Genomic DNA, 21,012 nt, shown 5'->3' with positions numbered 1-21,012 from the left:
TAAAAAAGGCAGATGGGGTTGGAACATAAAGAAAATCATCTTAAATAATTAGGGGAAAATCACTAAGTGGCAGTAGGTGCCTGAAGTGAAAATGCGTTTTAATAAACTTTTTTCACTTCTAGTCACCCTTGCCGGGCGGGACTACGAAAGCTTTTTATAAAAATGAGCTTTCTGTCCCGCTCCCAAACTCTGCCAAGTCTTTCATATTATATTGCGTTAAAGCCTTTTTCTAAATCGGCGATAATATCATCGACATGTTCCAACCCGATTGAAACGCGAATTGTTTCTGGTTCAATGCCTGCATCATGCTGTTCTTCTACCGTTAACTGTTGGTGTGTTGTTGAAGCTGGATGAATCACCAATGATTTGGCATCGCCGACGTTCGCTAACAATGAGAAAAGTGATAAGCCTTCAATAAACTTTTTACCTGACTCATATCCGCCTTTCACGCCGAACGTAAAGATAGATCCAGCACCTTTTGGTAAGTAGCGTTCTTTATGTGCATAATACTCACTCGATGGCAATCCTGCATATTTCACCCATTCAACTTGTTCATGTTGTTCCAAGTAACGCGCGACTTTTTCAGCATTTTCAACATGACGTTCTACACGTAAGGACAATGTTTCTAATCCTTGTGTTAATAAAAATGCGTTGAACGGAGATAATGCGGCACCTGTATCTCGTAATAGTGTTGTACGAATTTTAAATGCTAGTGCGGCTGGTCCGAACGTTTCGTGAAATATTAAGCCATGGTATGACGGATCTGGTTCACTCAAACCTGGGAATTTACCGTTGTCCCAGTTGAAGTTACCGCCGTCAACGATAACGCCACCGATGGATGTACCATGTCCCCCTATAAATTTCGTTGCTGAATGCACGACAATGTTGGCACCGTGTGCAATCGGTTGGAATAAGTATGGCGTCGCAAATGTATTGTCCACGATGAACACAATGCCATGTTTTTGTGTTAATGCTGCAATTGCATCAAAATCATCAATATTCCCTTCTGGATTACCAATTGTTTCGATAAACAGCCCTTTCGTATTCGGACGAATGGCTTGCTCGATTTGTTCAACTGAAGCTGTATCGACTAACGTCACTTCAATGCCAAACTTGGGTAATGTATGATTGAATAATGTGTGTGTACCGCCGTACAACTTGTCACTTGCGACGATATGGTCACCTTGTTGTGCCACTGCTTGTATCGCGTATGTGATTGCCGCCATACCAGATGCGACCGCAACACCTGCAGACCCGCCTTCCAACTCCGCAACGCGTGTTTCTAATACGGCTGTTGTTGGATTTGTTAATCTTGAATAAATATTCCCAACTTCTTCTAAACCAAATAAGCGTGCTGCATGTGCCGTATCATCAAATGTATATGATGTCGTTTGATAAATTGGCAATGCGCGTGCCTTTGAGTATTCGTCTACTTCTTGACCTGCGTGCAACTGTAATGTTTCAAACTTGTATGACTCTGTCATGGTTATTACCTCCTATAATAAAAAAGACGCCACCCAAAACTTTCATTTCAAAAGATTAAGGTGTGCGCCTATCAAGTAACTTAACTACTTGTTACTTTCCGTCTAACTTATCTCTCAGGTCGCGTCACCTGCAGGAATTAGCACCTAATTCAATAGGTTGCCTGGTTTCATAGGGCCTGTCCCTTCACCAATCTTGATAAGAAATGTTTATCACGGTATGCAATTGTTTAAATGATACAGCTATAATATATCAGAAAATTCTGATAGTCAATGCTTTTTCTAGAAATTCCGATAAAATTATTCAGTTTTCCATAAAATATATATTACTCAACATAAATCGCTTGTGCGACCGATTGCGTTTCAATATATGTCGGAAGATGAATCACACGCTGGTTAAGCGAACCACGATACGCTAAGTTAGGACGGTATAACGTTTGAATAAACATCCCGTCAACAAGCATATCAATTTCGTGTAATAAAGCCGTACGTTCATCGTGTTGACGCCATAAATACTCTAACTGATACCCCGTCCATACCCATATGTTCTTCGTATGGCCAAAGCGCTCTCGAAATGCTCGAATTAATGGCGCAATCACGGCTAAGTTACAAAAGGGTTCGCCACCTAAAATACTCAGCCCTGAAATATACGACGGTTCACAAGCTAAGATCACTTCTGCGATAACGTCATCAGTAAACGGTTCGCCATAACGAAAGTGTTGAGCGGCAACATTGTAACAACCGGGACAGCGAAATGGGCAACCGGATACGTATAAGCTACAACGTACCCCTTCGCCATCCACAAAGCTATGGCTTTCAATTTTAGCGACATATCCTGATCCTTGCGTTAATAGTGCGCCTTTCATGACTTCGGTACTTTCATATGTTTGACACGGGCACAAATTTCTTTGTGTCTTCCCGCAATCGTTGGGCGTTGTACTGGGTTGCCAAGATAACCACATGTTCGCTTCACAACATCAACCGTTTCAGGGTTTTGATTGCCACAATGTGGACAGCGATAACCGGTATCGGTCGTCTCAAAATCCCCTTCAAAGTCACACTCATAACAATGATCAATCGGAATATTCGTGCCTAAGTAGCTCACACGGTCATACGAATAGTCCCATACCGCTTCCAACGCTTTTCTATTATGGTCTAACTTCGGATATTCGCAATAATGAATATAGCCACCGCTCGCATAATATGGATAGTCTTGTTCAAAGTCTAACTTTTCAAAAGGCGTCACATCTTTACGCACATCATAGTGGAAAGAGTTTTGATAATAGCCTTTATCTGTCACATCGGCCACTGCACCAAACTTATCGTAATCCAAACGGCAAAAACGATCTGTTAAAGATTCACTCGGCGTACTATAAATGCTAAACCACACATCATGTTGCGCCGTCCATTCATGCTGATAATCACGCATCGCTTTTAAAATATCTAACGTAAAGGCTTTCGCTTCAGGATTCGTCTCCCACTCTGGCCCGTAGAAAACCGTTGCCACTTCGTAAAGACCGATATAACCCATCGAAATCGTCGCACGTTGCTTGTTAAACAATGTAAACACATCATCTTGTTCTTGTAAGCGATGTTTAAACGCCCCATGCTTGTATAAAATCGGTGCATTGTTCGGCTCCGCTTGTTTCACACGTTCAATACGAAAGGCAAGCGCATCATGTAATATCGCCATACGTTCTGTAAAAATTTCCCAGAAACGCGCTTTGTCGCCTTGAGATTCCAATGCAATACGCGGTAAATTCAGTGTCACCACGCCTAAGTTACAGCGACCACTATTTTCATATTCTCCGTCTTCATTTTGCCATGCAGGTAGGAACGAACGACATCCCATCGGCGCTTTGAAATCCCCTAAAAGTTCTACCGTCTTGTCATAGTTCAAAATATCCGGATACATACGCTTCATCGAACATTCCAGTGCCAGTTGCTTCACATCATAATTCGGGTCTTCCGGCGCGAAGTTTACACCCTTTTTAATAGAAAAAACGAGTTTTGGGAAAATCGCTGTCACACGATCTTTGCCCAATCCTTTAATACGTGTCTGCAAAATCGCCTGTTGAATTTTGCGACTCATCTCGTCCGTACCTAAACCAAAGCCAAACGTCACAAAAGGCGTCTGTCCGTTAGATGTGTAAAGCGTGTTCACTTCATATTCCAAGCTCTCAATCGCCGCAAAAATATCTTGTGTCACTTGTTCGTCCACATAACGCTCAATTTGTTCTGGGCTGACATACTTTTCAGCCATTGCTCGATGTTTACGTTCATTATGTATCGCGTATGTGCTTAATACTTCATCTATACGGTCTATCGTACAACCCCCGTACTGACTGCTCGAAACGTTCGCAATCATTTGGACTAACTGTGCTGCCGCTGTCTGAATCGATTTAGGTGATGTCACATGTGCATTGCCGATTTGAAAACCATTCGCTAACATTCCTTGTGCATCAATCAAACAGCAATTCGTTAACGGTTGAAAAGGATGATAATCTAAATCGTGAAAATGAATATCTCCCGATTGATGTGCAGCTGCAACATGTTCGGGCAAAAGATATTGTAAGCCATAAGACTTAGAAACTACACCTGCTGTTAGATCGCGCATCGTTGCAAATGTTTGACTGTCTTTATTGGCATTTTCATTTACAATCTTCGGATCTTTCGTCATCAACCCTTGAAGATCTTTTTCTAATTGTGTCATACATTCACGCTTCTCTCTATATATAGTGTCTGAATACTATGTTAGATACTATATATTGTATTTTCAACTTAAAAAACCGGCGTTAACTGATTTGTCATTTCTTTGAGAACGTTATGTGAACTTTCAATTTTGCACAATTTTTATACGCACAAGTTGACTGTGCGCAATCCACCCTTTTACATCACAGCTTGACGCTCTATACATTATTCGTTACATTGAAACTATAAAAGAATAGCACTAGGGGTGTTTACGAACTGAGATGAGGGCAACCTCAAACCCTTTGAACCTGAACTAGGTCATACTAGCGGAGGAAAGTGTCAATCGATGAACAACTTGTAGCGATTGAGATAAAATCGAACAAAACCACGTCTTTCTGATAGACGATGCTTTTGTATTATCTCAACCTAACGATACCACAGCGATGAATTTCGGCAATCATAGTATTAAGCGTCCTAACTGAGGCGTTTGTTTTATCTTATGATTGTCGTACGATACGATGCGCAACTTTCCTTGTTAGGAGTTGCGTATTTTTTTATGCCTTTCAAACTGTAAAAGGAGTGTTTCATATGACAAAAACCGTATTAGTCACTGGGGCGAGTCGAGGTCTTGGTGCGACAATTGCACGCACATTAGGGGAACAAGGATACAACGTCATCGTGAATTATCATACAAGTGAAGCAGCAGCACAGGAGGTTGTCGCTGACATTGGTACATCACATGCACTAGCAATACAAGCTGATGTGACAGATCGTGCACAAGTAGACGCACTCGTCAAACAAGCAACCGCTCATTTTGGTCAAATTGATGTCGTTATCAACAATGCGCTCGTCAATTTCAAATTTGATCCAACTGCTCAAAAAGCTTTTAAAGACTTAAATTGGTCGGACTATCAAGGACAGCTCGACGGGACATTAAAAGCAGCGTTTAACACAACGCAAAGTGTCCTACCACAGATGATCCAACGACAAAGCGGTACGATTATTAGTATCGGTACCAACTTATATCAAAATCCTGTCGTACCTTACCATGAATACACGACTGCCAAAGCCGCACTCATTGGCTTCACACGTAACATTGCTGCAGAACTTGGACAACATGGCATTAACGCGAATGTCGTATCCGGTGGTCTGTTAAAAACGACTGATGCAAGCGCCGTAACAACACCTGAAGTATTTGATTTAATCGCACAAACAACACCACTACGCAAAGTGACGACACCACAAGACGTTGCAAATATGGTTGTGTATCTCGCTTCCGAACAAGCCAAAGGGATTACCGGTCAGAACATTACCGTTGATGGTGGCTTGACGATGAACTAATTTGTTGAAAATACACATATTGAAAGGAGTCTGTACGAATTATGACACCCACTACGCAACAGCTTCACATCGGTGTGTTGCTTTACGGCTGTGGACATCATCAGGCAGCATGGCGCATGCCCGATTCGTCTATTGAGCGACTAGGCGATGTGACGTATTATCAATCATTAGCACAACTGGCAGAAAAAGGCTTGTTAGATGCCGTCTTTTTTGCAGATAACCAATCATTCCCTGCTAAAACAGACACCGAATTGCCCGCTTTTTGGTTCGATCCAGTCATCAATCTGACAGCTATTTCACAAGTGACGACACATATTGGCTTAGTTTCAACGATTTCAAGCACTTTTGCGAATCCTTTTACAACCGCAAGACAATTACTCAGCCTAGATCATATAACTGGTGGACGTGTCGGATGGAACTTGGTGACATCTATGACAGACTTAGAGGCGCAAAATCACAACATGCCGGCACTACCGAATCACGATGCACGCTACAAAAAAGCGGATGAATTTGCCCATGTGGTGAATCAACTTTTCACTTCATGGCATACGCAAGACTTTGTCCACGAACGTGATACGAATCGAGTCATCCATGCGCACGATGTACAACCTATTAATCATCACGGTACACATTTTAAGGTTAGAGGACCTTTGACAACACCAGCAAGTCCTCAAGGGAAACCTGTCGCAATGCAAGCAGGTGCTTCAGAACAAGGCGTTGCACTGGCAGCGAAATACGCAGATGCCGTCTATTCGGTGTCTTGGAACATTGATCAAGCACGCCGTTTTCGTCAACGTCTTGATACACAATTGGCACAAAACAATGACGAACGTCATATTAAAATTTTCCCTGGACTCGTCACTTACGTAGGCAAAACGCATGAAGAAGCGCTGGCTAAAAAGCAGGCATTAGATAATGCTCTTCCTATCGAAACCGCTTTACAACAACTGAGCTTCTTCGTTCAACAAGACTGTAGCACTTGGAATTTGGATGACAAAGTACCCACACTCCCACCTGTCGAATCATTTACAGGGCCGATCGGTCGCTATGAAACGATTCTTGCGATTATTCGTGATAAAGATCCGACCGTGCGTGAACTACTCGGTTATCTGAACGCAGGGGGCGGACATCTCACACTTATCGGTACACCTGAAGAGATTGTCGATACGATGGAAACATGGCTAGATGAAGGCGTGGCAGATGGCTTTAATTTAATGCCACCGGTCTTACCCGACAGCCTAGAAGGCTTTGTCACAATGGTTGTCCCGGAATTACAACGTCGTGGATTGTACCGGACACGTTATACAAGCAACACCTTCCGAGGACATCTTCAATTGTAAAGCACACAAAAAGAGACCGTACACATCATCCATCTAATGTGTATGGTCTCTTTTTTAACGCTATAACGGACTAATAAAAGAATCCGAAGTAAATGAAAAACATCTTTCTGCTTAATTTCGCTAAATAAAGAATTAAAATAATCAGCATCGTAATAAACATGGCGGATTTATATTTTTTCTTTTCTTTCTTCTCTTCTTCTTCTCCGTTTTCCAAATACGCTAATAACTCAGCTTCAATCTCTTTGTTAATATCTGCGTTCGGATCTTCATGTTTTTCTACGTGATCTTCTGTTTTGACCTTTTCTTGCGTCATCTGTCTAGCTCCTTATTCCGCTTTTTTGAATACATGTTGATATTGTACATAACCTGATAAGTAATGTTCAATATCATCGATTCGCACACGATAACCATGGTGCTTAATAAAGAAACTATTTAAAATGCGACTCGGCTTTTTGAAGTACATCGCAATTTCCGGATAGAAAAAGCCTGTACGCTCATAATCTGCACGTGTATGAATCGTATCTAAAAACTTCTCTTCGTCTAACAGTTCATCTACCAAGTGCTGATAACCTGATGTTTTCGCCTTTTCAACTAAATGATACGTCGCCATTAACATCTCTAAGAACGTTGGGAATGTTGTTTCCCTTTGTTTCATATAATCCAAGTATGAACTTACGTTGTTAATACCGAATCGGAAATATTTCTCTTCTGGAACGACTTGTACCAATTCGTTCGTACAATAACCAAGCCAATGGTCATGATACTTCCAATAATCATTTTTGATGAAATGTTCAAAAAGTGTTTGAACCGTTTTAAGCCAACGCGTGTCATTATCTTGTTGATATAGACGTAATAAACCTAACGCTGCCTCACCATCATAATACACGATACGGAATTTTTCTTTCATTTTGAAGTCTGGATAATTCAAAATATGCACCGTTTCACCCGTATCTGGGTTAATCATTTTCAAAATACCTTCCGCAACACCTTGCGCATGCTTCAAGTAGTGTTTATTCTGACCGCCGTGTTTCAAATATTCACAAACTGTAAAGATAAACGCCGCATTTTGACCGAGTTTGATTTCGTTAATATTTTCAGTATCGTCAAACACAAACTTCGCACCTGTTTCGTCCGTCGCAATGTAATTGTCAATCACATATTCAATCGCACGTTCAGCCGGTGCCAAATCTTTATTTAAGTACGATAAACCTTCAATAAGCGAATACGTTGATGAAGAGTGACGTAACATATTATAGAAGTTAATCGTATTATCGAAATGTGGGAAGTAGCCGTAAATGTAGCGGCCATTCTCTTGCAACATGCCTTCTAAGAACGATGTACTATGCCCGATTAAACGATCCATCTCAACGTTCAAATCTTCTACAATACGTAGGTTCTTTTGATAACCTTTGCTATGAAGTTTGTACACACCTTCACCATCAAAAATAAAGCCTTGTGTATAGAACTTCGTTACCATTTTGCCTTTATATGCCGCAATGCTGAACTTTCTACGATGACTCGTATATTTTTTCATGTAGTTGTTAACGTTTTCTTCTGATAAGTAAAATTCTTTCGTTCCTTTTCTAGGACGTACAAACGCATTCGCATTAATTTCTTCTGGTAAGAATGTCAGGTACCAGTTTTTATCCAGTGCCACACCGAAGTCTACATAGTTACGACGTGTTTGAACTAATGTTTCCGCAATATCATCAAACAACACGGATTCTGTTTCTGTCACAATATCCACTTTAATCCATTGTGGAAATTTGCCAACCTTCTCTCTAAACTTTTGGCAGAACTTATTAATATCTCTATCAAGATAACGTCGATTTTTAAAAAGGCGCACTTGTGCTTTCACATCAGGGATGCCCAAGCTAATGAAAACATAATCGTATGCCAACGCCTCTTGATCAATCGTTTTGACAAGTTCTTGAATGTTGTTTTCTAAAGCCATATCTTTTCTCCTTTAAGTATCATTTACTATACTTTACAAGTATTTGCGCATTTCTGCAATCCTTAATAGAAAGAGTGAGACACCAAAATGCCTCACTCTTAACTGTAATACACCGTAACCCATAATGAAAATACATTGATGTCGTTAAAAAGTATTTAACTTATATCAGTCATATGCACCCTTATATCACTGACCATCATATGAAATCTTCAAAACATCCACAAATATTACATCTTATACTATTTATTTTTTCTGCGACGTGATCCTACTAAGAATAGAGAACCTACAGCGGCAAACAATGAACCAAACAATGTCGCATTTTGACTAGCTGAACCAGTTTCAGGTAATGCATGATCATGTGAATCTTTCTCATGGTCTGCATCAGCATCTGAATCTGAGTCTGAATCGCTATCTGAGTCTGAATCACTATCTGAGTCAGAATCGCTGTCCGAATCAGAGTCGCTATCTGAGTCTGAGTCACTATCGGAATCAGAGTCACTATCTGAGTCTGAATCGCTATCTGAGTCAGAGTCACTGTCGGAGTCAGAGTCACTGTCTGAATCAGAGTCGCTATCTGAGTCTGAATCACTGTCTGAATCGGAGTCGCTATCTGAGTCAGAGTCACTGTCGGAGTCAGAGTCACTATCTGAGTCTGAATCGCTATCTGAGTCTGAATCACTGTCGGAGTCAGAATCGCTGTCTGAATCCGAGTCACTATCTGAGTCGGAGTCGCTATCTGAGTCCGAATCACTGTCCGAATCCGAATCGCTATCTGAGTCTGAGTCACTATCTGAGTCTGAATCGCTATCTGAATCCGAATCGCTATCTGAGTCTGAGTCACTATCTGAGTCAGAGTCGCTGTCTGAATCCGAGTCACTGTCCGAATCTGAGTCGCTGTCTGAGTCTGAATCACTGTCTGAGTCTGAGTCGCTGTCTGAATCGGAATCACTGTCTGAGTCTGAATCGCTGTCTGAATCGGAATCGCTATCTGAATCCGAGTCACTGTCTGAGTCTGAGTCGCTATCTGAGTCAGAATCACTGTCTGAGTCGGAATCGCTATCCGAGTCGGAGTCACTGTCCGAGTCGGAGTCACTGTCCGAGTCGGAGTCACTGTCTGAATCTGAGTCACTGTCTGAGTCAGAGTCACTGTCTGAATCGGAATCACTGTCTGAGTCAGAGTCACTATCGGAATCTGAGTCACTATCTGAGTCGGAGTCGCTGTCTGAGTCTGAATCACTATCTGAATCTGAGTCACTGTCTGAGTCTGAATCACTATCTGAGTCCGAGTCGCTATCTGAGTCGGAATCGCTATCCGAGTCGCTGTCTGAGTCTGAGTCGCTATCCGAGTCGCTGTCTGAGTCTGAGTCGCTATCCGAGTCGCTGTCTGAGTCTGAGTCGCTATCCGAGTCGGAATCGCTATCTGAATCCGAGTCACTATCGGAGTCGGAATCACTATCCGAATCTGAGTCGCTATCGGAGTCGGAATCACTATCCGAATCCGAATCACTGTCCGAATCGGAGTCGCTATCTGAGTCCGAATCACTGTCCGAATCTGAGTCACTGTCTGAGTCAGAATCGCTGTCTGAATCCGAGTCGCTATCTGAGTCTGAGTCGCTGTCTGAATCTGAGTCACTGTCTGAATCTGAGTCGGAGTCACTGTCTGAATCTGAATCCGAGTCGCTATCGGAGTCGGAATCACTATCCGAATCTGAGTCGCTATCTGAGTCGGAGTCGCTGTCTGAATCCGAATCACTGTCCGAATCGGAGTCGCTGTCTGAATCTGAATCACTATCGGAATCCGAGTCGCTATCTGAGTCAGAATCGCTGTCTGAGTCGGAATCACTGTCTGAATCCGAGTCACTATCTGAGTCTGAGTCGCTGTCTGAGTCGGAATCACTGTCTGAATCTGAGTCAGAGTCACTGTCTGAGTCAGAGTCGCTGTCTGAATCCGAATCACTGTCTGAATCCGAATCACTGTCTGAATCTGAGTCTGAGTCGCTGTCCGAATCTGAGTCACTATCTGAGTCAGAGTCGCTATCTGAATCCGAGTCACTGTCCGAATCTGAGTCCGCATCAGAATCTGCATCTGCATCAGAATCATCTTTATAGAAACCTGAGTCGATTGATAAATCATCTTCTTCAAGATCAACTTCAACTACAAGACCATCTGAGTCTTTTTCGTAGTTGCCACCTTGATTTACACCTGTTGGCACATAACCTTCTGGCGTTTCAAATTCGACTGTGTAAAAACCTTTGTCTAATTCTTCAAAGATATATCTACCGCTATGGTCTGTCGTTGTACGGTCGATTTCTTCGCCACGATCATTTTTCAAAATAACCGTTACACCGGCAATCCCGCGTTCATTAACATCTTGGACACCGTCTTTATTTGTATCTTCCCATACATAGTCACCTAATCTTACTTTTGGTTCTCTATGTTGGTTACCGTCCGCATTACCCGAACCAGAATACATGAAGTTTTCATTATCCCAGTAGAAAGAACTTCTATCGCCTGTCTCACGTTCTACTGTTTCCATGATGACACGTGTACGCACATTTTCACCATTTTTCACATAGTGACCGTCAACAGTGATTGCGTATGTTTTAGTAATATCACCAAAGTTGATGCTTAATGAGTTGTCGTTGTTGTACGTTACATACGGTAACACATCATCTGTCACATCAATGTAGTTAGGGTTATTTGGATCAATATAGTAACTATCTGTGATTTTTGTTCTATCTTTCACTTCATAGATTCTTAAATTCGTTTTATCTTGGCTAATTACTGTTGCACTCTTCGTTGGGTCTTCTTTGTAACCTTGAATTGTTAACATTGTGCCTCTTGCATCATGACCCATTGGGTTAACGTAAACGGTTTGTTTGTATTCATTTTTACCTGAATCCACATCAATATCTGTAATTGTCGATGTTGTATTCGCACCAAAGTATACGTCATGACCTTGCGCAGGATTACCGTAATCAATCTCTACATTTCCTCTGTAATGTTCGCCGGCCATATCAAAGTCAACGTTATATACACCATTTCTCTGTGAATTCATACGATCTGAGAAAATTGGTAATGTAAATTGACCTGAAACATCGTCTTTGTCGTTTACATAGTCTGTGAAGAAGTATTTACCGACTTTACTTACTGTATCGTAGTAACCTTTCGCAACAACTTCCCCAGTCTTACTATATAAATCAGGTAACACATACGTATTATTAATATTTGAATAGTCGATGTCACCATCAAGACTTAAATTATGTGGAATAACAAACGTAAAGTAGTCATTTTCTCGAACACTGCCTTCAACTCTAAATTTACCACTAAAGTTTAATGAATCCCCACTGTTTGGATAGAAAGGTTCGTTATCAATCTTGAAACCGTCCATGACAACTGCATCGTTTACAAGTTGCCCAGACCCTTCATTCGTTGCATTACCAGCTGCACGGAAAGCTGTACCATGCGTAATTGAACGCGTGCTTGTTGTTCTCGTTGCAGCTTTTGGCGCCTCTACTGATTGAACAACCGCTTCTGTTTTAGGTTCAACATTTGTTGTTTCTTTTTCAGTTGTTTCCGTTTTGTCATGAGCTGACTCAGCAACTTCTTTAGTCACTGCTTCATCAGCAACAGGTGTTTCATCTTCAGTCGCTGGCGTTTCTTTCACGACTGGTTCTGTTACTTCATCACTTGTTGTTTCTGCTTCAACTGCTGTATCTTCTGCATTTGTTGATACATCAGATGTTTCTTCAGCTACTTCGTTATTTTCTACTGACGCTTCTGTAACAGGTGCTTCCCCTTGTGCATCGCCAACTTCTTGAGCTGCAGCACTTGTGCCGTCTGTCACTTCATCCGCTCTCGCTTCTTCATTTAATCCAAATAACAAAGTTGCACCTACTAAAATAGATGCTGTGCCTACTGTGAATTTTCTAATCGAATACTTATTCAACCTGTTAGGCAAAAAGTCAAGTCTATGACTGCCAGGTTTTTTCTTCTGTGTCATTATTACATTCCTCCCGCTTCACTTGTAACTCAAGTTGTTAAAAATACTTTTGTCTAACAACTTATAGTTTTTGATAATGCCAAAAGAAGTAATAAAAAACTATTGTTTTGTAAAATCTTTAAACTGCACAGAAGGATAGATTCATCTCGAAAATATGTAATTAAAACCAGTATATATTGTTCAATACTTGTTCTTGCAACATCATATTTTTAGTAACTTATAATATTTGGTTTCAGACTAAATAAAATATGAATTAAACTTTAGAGCTTTTGCACGAAAGTAATTACGTGTTGTAGATCCTTTTTATTTGGGGTACACATAACACATCCGTCTTGCCAAAGAGATTGTGAACGACAACCCTACACATGTCTATAAAGACGAAAAAAAGAAGCTCCTCATGCTTTCATGAGAAACTTCTTTTCTGTGTTCTGGAATATTCCAGTACTTTTTATCTATTTAGTCTTGGATTTTACTTTTAATGGCGGAGGAAGAGGGATTCGAACCCCCGCGAGCCGTTAAGCCCCTGTCGGTTTTCAAGACCGATCCCTTCAGCCGGACTTGGGTATTCCTCCATGTCATCGAACACAATAACTATAATATTATAGCCAGCGTACAATGTCAACACTATTTTTCAAAAAAATTTCACACCTCGTTCATAAAGGCTTTACAATGCTACCATTTGATATTCCGCCTTTACTAAGATACGCTTATTTTATTCATTTTCATCACGAGAGGAGCGAAATCATTTGGTTCGTCGATTATTTCAAAAACCTTGGCGTATCGCAATAAGTCTTTGCTTTATTTTAGCAATTGCGATGATTCTCTTTACACGTTATAACGCAACGTTCTATCAAACACCTATCGGAGAAGTCACACAAGTGGTTGACCATCAAAGTAAACATACGGTAGATGCACAACACAATCGAGATACACATTATACAGACAAACTCGCAATCAAACTTTTAAATACGTCCAAAAAAGGCGAAACTGTTCAAGTAGAACATCAATATAATGCTTCTCATACCGAGGCTCAGCCTTATCACAAAGGCGATCGTCTGTTACTACACGTCAATGCATCTAATGGCGACGCTTATATTGTTGAGAAAAAGCGAGACACACTTGTTGTAACAATTGTCAGTGTGTTCTTACTTTCACTATTGATTATTGGCGAACGCATTGGCTTACAGTCCATCGTCTCACTTCTGATGAACACGGGGGCTATTTTAATCGCTGTATGGTTATATAACCAACACCCGAACTTAAACTTATTTTTATTAATGAGCCTTGCCGTCACACTCGCGACAATATTGACACTGACGCTCGTTATCGGTTGGCAAACACGAACTGTCGTGACTGTTATCGCAACGCTACTCGGAACGTTTATTTGTGTTGGTATCGCTTGGCTCGTTATTACCTTTACAAATAGCCAAGGTATTAAATACGAAACGATGAGTTTCTTAACTGTTCAACCTAAAATGATTTTTCTAACATCCGTTCTCGTTGGGACACTCGGCGCCGTTATGGACGTGGCAATTACAATATCAAGCGGTATGTATGAAATTTTGCAACGCACGCCAACGATTAGCATGCAACGCTGGCTAAAAGCGGGTCAAAATATCGGTAAAGATATTATGGGAACGATGACAAACATCTTGTTGTTTTCATATTTAGCAGGTGGCTTACCGATGCTGTTACTGTTTTTAAAAAATGGTAATACCCTCACATATAGTATTTCTATGAACTGGTCATTAGAAATTTGTCGTGCACTGACAGGTGGTATTGGCATCGTGTTAACCGTTCCATTAACGATTCTCTTTATGCGCTTTTGGTACGAATGGAAAGGAGGTCGCGTACAATGAATGCACTCTTTATATTGACGGTCATCTTATGCGTACTGATGTGGCTTTTTGGTGGCAAAACAGGGATGGTTTCCTTTCTGACACTGTTTTTGAATTTCGTCATTTTATTTGTTACTGTGCTCTTCATCATGTTCGGCGCCCCTATTTATGTAATGAGTATTATTTTCTGCCTATTGATTGCTGCGGTGAATCTGTTTTTACTCAATGGTTTCAATATTAAGACCATTGCGGCGTTTATCGCCAGTTTAGTAACAACTGTTCTCATGCTTGGTGCCATTTATTGCTCCGTACATTTCGGACACTTACAAGGATTCACGCCTGAAGAACAAGACGAAACCTATGTCTTCTCATTAAATATTGGTATCGACATGACACAATTTATGATTTTCACCGTTATTTTAGCAGTGATTGCTGCAGTGATTGACTTAGCCATTACAATCAGTTCTCCTGTTTATGAGTTGCAGTTGACGAATCCGACGTTAACACAGCGTCAACTGTTCATTTCTGGCATGCGTGTTGGTAGAGAAATTCTCGCAACGTCTGCCAACACGATTTATCTGGCATTTTTAGGTGGCTCTTTGACGTTGTTATTTTGGTTTTTCAACTTAGATTACAGTTTCGGACACTTGATCAACGCCAAACTGTTCACACAAGAAGTCATTACAATTGCACTTGGCGGAATTGCGATTGCAATGTGTATTCCGATGACCGCCTTTGTCACGGCATGGTTACTCAAACGCAGTGCACATTTGCCTTTCCTACCTGCGCACGCCTCTACGACTTCTGCACAAAATTCAAACGAACATTAATATTATCCAAACATAGTATAAAGCGTGTCGTTCAAATGGTTCGACACGCTTTTTTATGTCATCATTTCATTTGATAACGATATAGATTATTATCCAAAACCTTGACATAACAAGTTATTTTCACAATGCCACTTCTTGCACGCTATTTGTTTTTTGAATACAATAACTAGAAAAATAATTTTTAAACAAAAGTAGTATTGCAAGCTGTACAACTAATTGGATATGATATAATTACAAGTGAACGATTCATATTATTATAGGAGTAACACATTATGTTATCAATTAAACAAATTAATTCTATTCTTAATGGTAGAACGATCAACGTTGATGCACACAATGAAGACAACATTATCAATGACTTTGAAACGATTTTTCACTACGTTAACTCTAAACAAACCGCATACTTTTCACCTAACAGAGAAACGTGGTCACGCTTTTTAGGTCGTGGTAAAGGGGCAGCCGACGGAAATGACATGATTAACCTCGAGCAGGAGGACATCGGACTCATCATTACGGAAAAAGAAGTGCAAGGGTTGAAATACCCGATCCCACAAATTATTATCGAGGATTCTGTCGCTTCTTTAAAAACATTAGCGATTTATATTCGTAATCAATATACGAATCCACTCATTGCCATTACAGGTTCAATGGGTAAAAGTTCGACACGTATGATTACCGCATCCTTATTACAAGATTATGATGTATTAGAAAACCGCGGGAACAATAACGTTCGTGGTGCGATTTACTCTAATATGTTGAAATTAGTGAAAAACCCTGACTTTGCGGTAATCGAAACGTCATTAAATGCGATTAACTATATTGAAGACACCGCTGTAAACTTACGCCCAGACGTTGCAGTTGTGACAGGTATCGGTGCTGCACACTTTTCATCATTCAAAAGCATTGAAGAGATTGCCAAGCTAAAAGCCAGATTGTTTAACGGTTTATCTGAAGATGGCATTGCGATTATTAATGGCGACACATTATTTGTAGACTTTCTGAAACAACAAGCGTCAGAAAAAACACAACATGTCTACACATACTCTATTGCGACATCATCAGACGCAGACTTAACGCCTGAATTTATTCAATATCAAAAAGGTGTTGTCCGCTTCGGCATTCAAGAAAACGACACGCTACAAACATATGAACTCAATACAATCAGTTCGGGTATGATTTCTAACACACTTGCTGCTCTACTTGCATTGAAAAAACTAAACGTGAAAGTTAATGCGGAACACTTAAAAGACTTCCAACCATTCACAAAAATACTGAATATGAAACCGGTGCAAACACAGACACACCAATTAACATTGATTGATGATACACATAACGCGTCGTTACCTGCGATGATCAATGCGATTAAAGTATTCGATACACAGACACGCTTTTTCAAAGGCAATAAAATTATTGCTCTTGGTAAAATTAATGACTTGGGACACAAATCTCGAGAAATCCACCAAGAGTTAGTGCCAGTTTTATCAGAATCGAATGCGGACTATATTTTATGCTTAGACAACGACTTGCGTCCGGTAGTTGGCAATATTAAAAACAAACACATCACTTGGTATGCAAGTAAAGAAGTCATGATGAACGACTTGAAATTCTTATGTAACGAAGATTCTGTAACGTTAATGAAGTCTTCAAGTGGTGGGACGGACTTCCCAGAAGTTGCACGTAAGTTACCACATGTGCTATCAGCAAATAGAACAAAGTATGAACATGACGAACTATTTAATGAAATGCGCCGCCTTGGACAAAGTTATTTAATTGTCGATAACGAAACATTGGAAATTGACAGAGCAGTCAACGATAGAAACTCTATGACGGTAGATGGCTTAAGCCCTCTCATTTTCTATCTCTATGCGGCTGATCAAAAAGTGACAAATACATCACGCCCACTGAAAGAATGGGGTACGAACAATAAAACATTCTATACGGGCAGAGAGATGACGATGTACGAACTGTTGAAGCATGTTACACAAAGTCCATATCCATCCGTATTGTATGAGTTATCCGATCGTCTCTTTGAAAACTTTGCGAATCGCAGTAAATATACACGTGCGTTAATCGAAAAATATGATTTTGATCCGTGTGTAACGGTCAATTTAACAGGACGTTTTATGAAGAAAGAACGCCAAACTTATTCTGTGCATGACTTATACAAAATATTGAAAGACTATCAATATGATCTCTTCCGTTTTGGCAATTCATTTATTATGGGTGGCGATTTCAAAAGCGGCTATATAAGAGGTCGCGACAAAACCATTATTTTCACATCTTACAAAGATCCAGAATCACTCAAATCACTGATTACGTTCTAATAACGACGAAAACACCCCAACACGTCAATAAAGTGGCCCCTATGTCAAGGACACTTTAAAAAAAGACCATTAACTAAATAATTAACTCCCACTATGATGGTGTCATAGGAGGAGTTAAGGCAATGTGAGCCTGTACTCAAAACTAAGAGTATGGGCTTTTGTTTTAATAAATAAAATTATGAAAATGATTAGCTTTAATGAGTTTACCTTGATGCACATCAATAGAACGGTACCTAATTGGATGGTTAGATACTATAGTGACGCAGATAATGCCGATATGTGGGCATATTTTGAGGCCTATAATACACTCAGATTGATTTGTTTATCCGAAGCTTACTTACATGATGCGCTTAAGTTTGTTCTGAAGAATCGTTCTAATAATCTTAATTATGGCTTTGATGTCTTTCTTCAGAAGCCATACTGATATATGAATAAATAAAAATTAGAAAACAAACTATGGAACTCAACAACAAGGTCCAAAATGAGTTATAATTTTCTAACATAATTCCACCCAGGAACAACCCTACTGGTCGAGAAGTAAATACAGCAGTTTTAAAGACACTATTTACTCTACCTAAATAATGTTCTGGAGTTGATTCTTGTCTTAATGTTATTATTGCGATGTTTAATATAGCCTGTGTAAAATAGGTAAAAGCTAAAAACAAAGATAGGAAATACACATTAATACTGAATGGTATTAACATTCTGAATACAAAGTCTGTAAATAAGATAAGAATAATCATTTTTTTAAATGACAATCGTAGTCGAAGATAATTTATTGCTAGAGAACCCAGTAATGCACCTAAAGAAGCTATTCCAAATACAATCCCTAGAGTTTCACTACCTTTATCTAAAATTTCTTTAACAAATAATACAATATAAAGATAATATGGGCTAATTATTAAGTTAGAGATTATTAATATTACAGCCATATTTTTAATCAAAGTATCTTTAAATATGTAGCTAATTCCAATTTTTATATCCTTTAAAATCATACTAAAAGATATTAATTTAATATTAGAAGGTTTAACATATTCAATAGTTATTAAACTTAGACTTATGATGGAGATTACAAAAGTAAAAGAATCTATGGCAATTAATACCGAATAACCTGTCAAAGAATATAAAACACCACCAATTATGGGACCTATAAACTCTGCTATATTTTGAGAAGCATATATGTAACTATTCGCCTCTGTAAGTTGGTTTTTTTCTACAATTTTAGGGATTATGGAAATTTCAGATATACTATGAAAAACAAGAGCTGTACCTGAAACCAGTGAAACGATATAGATGTGATATATACTTAAATCTCCAATATAATCAAAAACTGGGATAGAAATATATGTTATTAAACGAATGAAATCAGCATATTGCATAATTTTTTTCTTATTGAGTTTATCTATTAAAACACCTGCAGGTAATCCTAATAATGCATATGGTAAAAATACTAATGCAGAAGATATACCTAAATGTACAGGGGAATTAGTGATTTTAAGAATCATCAAAGGAAAGACAAAAACTGTGAAAGCATTGCCTAAATTTGACAAAAAAACACCTATAAAATATATAATAAACTCTTTGTTTTTCATTACTGAATTATATTTCATGAATCATCTCCTCCAATTTTTATGTGACGAAACGAATTCTATTCAACATAATTTCGTGATTTACTACGGTTACTAGTCTTACAGTATGTAAGTCATGACCCATATTAGAAGCTAAAGGAACATCTAAAGTAAATGCTTCTGAACTTAGAACCTCTAATATTTTCGTCATTATGTATATGATAATATAGCATAATAAAAACATTTAAACTATTTTGTATTATATTCAATTCTTGAATTAAATCATCTATGTTTTTAGTTAAGCGTGTCATATGAATACTTCTTGATCCTTTAGAGTACCCTCGCTTATTAAACACTGCTAAAACTAATTCAAAATCTTTTTCATCTTTTTTCTCACGTTCCATACGCTTTTCTTCTCGTTTTTCCACGCGTAAAGCCCAGATTTTGAAACTTGGGCAATCTTACACAGCCAAGATATATTAAGTAAGTTATTGTCTCTTGAAATCAAGCTATTTATCAATTCGAATTTTTCTTGCGCATAGCTTTTGAGGCACGGCGATTGATAGAATTTGCTTTTTTTAGCGCTTCTATTTGTTGATTTTGAAGCGCAATTTTATGTTTTAAGTATTCAATTTCTTCTTCAGGTGTCATTTCTGAGAATCTGAGTCTACCAGAGCTATCTTTTCTCGTATCTCGTAATCCTTCAGGTCGTTTTTTCATTGCGAGTACACGTTTTTTGAAACTTTTAACGCGCTCTCCTAAGATTGTTGTATCAAAGCCAGCTTCTCTAAAAATTTGAGAAGGAAGTTTGCCTTTTTCATATTCTTCTACAAAGTGTTCTCTGAATTCCTCTGTATATGTGATTGCTTTAGGTGTTACATTTTGTACAAACTTATTTAATTTTAAATCAGCTATTTCATTTTCAGTAAATAAACGTTTACTTATCAATTTGCACCTCTCAGTCATTAGAGTAGTTACTCAAATTATACATTAAAATAACCCTATAGACCGACGCTTTTTTAAGTGTCTAATCTATAGGGTCCAGTTTAAAATGTGTCAGGGTGTTTTTTAATAATTATTGGCCATCACGAATTTTCTTATTAATAACGATAGCATCGCCTGGGAAGAAAGAAATTTGTGTTGTTTCAGCATCATAGAACGCTTCTTTGTTCACGTGTGCTTTAATATCTTTTTCATTGTCTTTTACTTTATCAATCAATAAGACTAAATCAACAAGCTGTCCGTCTTCACTAAAGCCTAAAACGACATCGTTCTTTTCATAAAAAGTAATGCCATTTTCAGCACCGACAACTTTCAAGTTTTTGCCAAGCACTTTATCTGCATCAGCTTTTGTTGATTTTCCAACTTGTAAGCCTTCATATTTAAAATTATCAGCCGCTAATGCTTGATAGAAGTATTTATCTTTCAAAGCATCGTTATCTTTATGGTTAAACACACCTTTGTAGCTGTAATGTGCTTTTTGTGGTGCTTTCGTCTCAGCCTGTGCTGTTTGATCAGTCGCACCTACTGCAGACACGCCACCTAATAACAAGCCTGCTGACACACCTGTTGCAACTAAAGCTTTGATATATTTATTCATGCCACTCACTCCTCATATTTGTATTAACACTAAAATTTATG

Annotated in this window: 15 protein-coding genes, 1 tRNA gene and 2 riboswitches; of the genes, 5 read left to right on the top strand and 11 right to left on the bottom strand. The window is 39.1% G+C overall.

Translation table 11 applies throughout. From position 1 onward, the window contains the following. Positions 1-206: 206 nt before the first annotated feature. From TP70_RS05440 to nrdD, 3 genes are all read right to left on the bottom strand, one after another. Positions 207-1,484: an O-acetylhomoserine aminocarboxypropyltransferase/cysteine synthase family protein gene (locus tag TP70_RS05440; protein WP_044360158.1), complete on the bottom strand. Its 1,278-nt coding sequence runs from the start codon at positions 1,482-1,484 to the stop codon at positions 207-209. A gap of 104 nt (positions 1,485-1,588) precedes the next feature. Continuing rightward, positions 1,589-1,687, bottom strand: a riboswitch (SAM riboswitch). A 120-nt stretch (positions 1,688-1,807) separates the two neighbouring features. After that, positions 1,808-2,347: an anaerobic ribonucleoside-triphosphate reductase activating protein gene (gene nrdG, locus TP70_RS05435; protein WP_044360157.1), complete on the bottom strand. Its 540-nt coding sequence runs from the start codon at positions 2,345-2,347 to the stop codon at positions 1,808-1,810. Further along, positions 2,344-4,218 carry an anaerobic ribonucleoside-triphosphate reductase gene (nrdD, locus tag TP70_RS05430; protein WP_276307491.1) on the bottom strand — a complete coding sequence of 625 codons (1,875 nt, stop codon included), beginning with the start codon at positions 4,216-4,218 and terminating at the stop codon, positions 2,344-2,346. Before nrdD ends, nrdG begins: the two co-directional genes overlap by 4 nt. A 205-nt stretch (positions 4,219-4,423) precedes the next feature. Then, positions 4,424-4,524, top strand: a riboswitch (TPP riboswitch). A 236-nt stretch (positions 4,525-4,760) separates the two neighbouring features. Here nrdD and TP70_RS05425 point away from each other — a divergent pair. Together TP70_RS05425 and TP70_RS05420 are read left to right on the top strand one after the other, a co-directional pair. Further along, on the top strand, positions 4,761-5,513 hold the full coding sequence (locus TP70_RS05425; RefSeq protein ID WP_044360155.1) for a 3-oxoacyl-ACP reductase: 753 nt from the start codon (positions 4,761-4,763) through the stop codon (positions 5,511-5,513). 41 nt (positions 5,514-5,554) lie between these two features. Continuing rightward, positions 5,555-6,853 carry an LLM class flavin-dependent oxidoreductase gene (locus tag TP70_RS05420; protein WP_044360154.1) on the top strand — a complete coding sequence of 433 codons (1,299 nt, stop codon included), beginning with the start codon at positions 5,555-5,557 and terminating at the stop codon, positions 6,851-6,853. A 70-nt stretch (positions 6,854-6,923) separates the two neighbouring features. Here TP70_RS05420 and TP70_RS05415 read toward each other — a convergent pair whose 3' ends face one another. The 4 genes from TP70_RS05415 to TP70_RS05400 all read right to left on the bottom strand — a co-directional run bounded on the left by TP70_RS05415 (position 6,924) and on the right by TP70_RS05400 (position 13,383). After that, on the bottom strand, positions 6,924-7,166 hold the full coding sequence (locus TP70_RS05415; RefSeq protein WP_044360153.1) for a hypothetical protein: 243 nt from the start codon (positions 7,164-7,166) through the stop codon (positions 6,924-6,926). Positions 7,167-7,178: 12 nt separating this feature from the next. Then, positions 7,179-8,807 carry a hypothetical protein gene (locus TP70_RS05410; protein ID WP_044360152.1) on the bottom strand — a complete coding sequence of 543 codons (1,629 nt, stop codon included), beginning with the start codon at positions 8,805-8,807 and terminating at the stop codon, positions 7,179-7,181. A 239-nt stretch (positions 8,808-9,046) separates the two neighbouring features. Next, on the bottom strand, positions 9,047-12,811 hold the full coding sequence (locus TP70_RS11970) for an SdrD B-like domain-containing protein (protein WP_084207655.1): 3,765 nt from the start codon (positions 12,809-12,811) through the stop codon (positions 9,047-9,049). Positions 12,812-13,290: 479 nt separating this feature from the next. Beyond that, a tRNA-Ser gene (locus TP70_RS05400) sits at positions 13,291-13,383 on the bottom strand. A 174-nt stretch (positions 13,384-13,557) separates the two neighbouring features. Here TP70_RS05400 and TP70_RS05395 point away from each other — a divergent pair. From TP70_RS05395 to TP70_RS05385, 3 genes are all read left to right on the top strand, one after another. Then, on the top strand, positions 13,558-14,670 hold the full coding sequence (locus tag TP70_RS05395; protein WP_044360151.1) for a YibE/F family protein: 1,113 nt from the start codon (positions 13,558-13,560) through the stop codon (positions 14,668-14,670). Further along, positions 14,667-15,479 (top strand): YibE/F family protein, encoded by an 813-nt coding sequence (locus TP70_RS05390; protein ID WP_044360150.1) that lies wholly within the window; start codon positions 14,667-14,669, stop codon positions 15,477-15,479. Before TP70_RS05395 ends, TP70_RS05390 begins: the two co-directional genes overlap by 4 nt. A 272-nt stretch (positions 15,480-15,751) precedes the next feature. Beyond that, positions 15,752-17,803, top strand: coding sequence for a Mur ligase family protein (locus TP70_RS05385; protein ID WP_044360149.1), 2,052 nt, complete (start codon positions 15,752-15,754; stop codon positions 17,801-17,803). A 383-nt stretch (positions 17,804-18,186) separates the two neighbouring features. On the opposite strand, the gene TP70_RS05375 is transcribed toward TP70_RS05385, so the two are convergent. The 4 genes from TP70_RS05375 to isaB all read right to left on the bottom strand — a co-directional run bounded on the left by TP70_RS05375 (position 18,187) and on the right by isaB (position 20,971). Beyond that, positions 18,187-19,413 (bottom strand): MFS transporter, encoded by a 1,227-nt coding sequence (locus tag TP70_RS05375; RefSeq protein ID WP_044360147.1) that lies wholly within the window; start codon positions 19,411-19,413, stop codon positions 18,187-18,189. Positions 19,414-19,517: 104 nt separating this feature from the next. Beyond that, the gene (locus TP70_RS05370) at positions 19,518-19,799 is read right to left on the bottom strand and encodes a hypothetical protein (protein ID WP_142382305.1); all 282 of its coding nucleotides are present in this window, start codon (positions 19,797-19,799) and stop codon (positions 19,518-19,520) included. 88 nt (positions 19,800-19,887) lie between these two features. Next, positions 19,888-20,319: an HTH domain-containing protein gene (locus TP70_RS05365; protein WP_052502878.1), complete on the bottom strand. Its 432-nt coding sequence runs from the start codon at positions 20,317-20,319 to the stop codon at positions 19,888-19,890. Between the two features lie 127 nt (positions 20,320-20,446). Further along, positions 20,447-20,971 carry an immunodominant staphylococcal antigen IsaB family protein gene (isaB, locus tag TP70_RS05360; RefSeq protein ID WP_044360145.1) on the bottom strand — a complete coding sequence of 175 codons (525 nt, stop codon included), beginning with the start codon at positions 20,969-20,971 and terminating at the stop codon, positions 20,447-20,449. Positions 20,972-21,012: the final 41 nt, after the last annotated feature.

The sequence above is a fragment of the Staphylococcus microti genome, assembly GCF_000934465.1.
GTDB lineage: Bacteria > Bacillota > Bacilli > Staphylococcales > Staphylococcaceae > Staphylococcus > Staphylococcus microti.
Note: the sequence above shows the minus strand (reverse complement) of the source record. Positions and strands in the feature narration are given on the sequence as shown.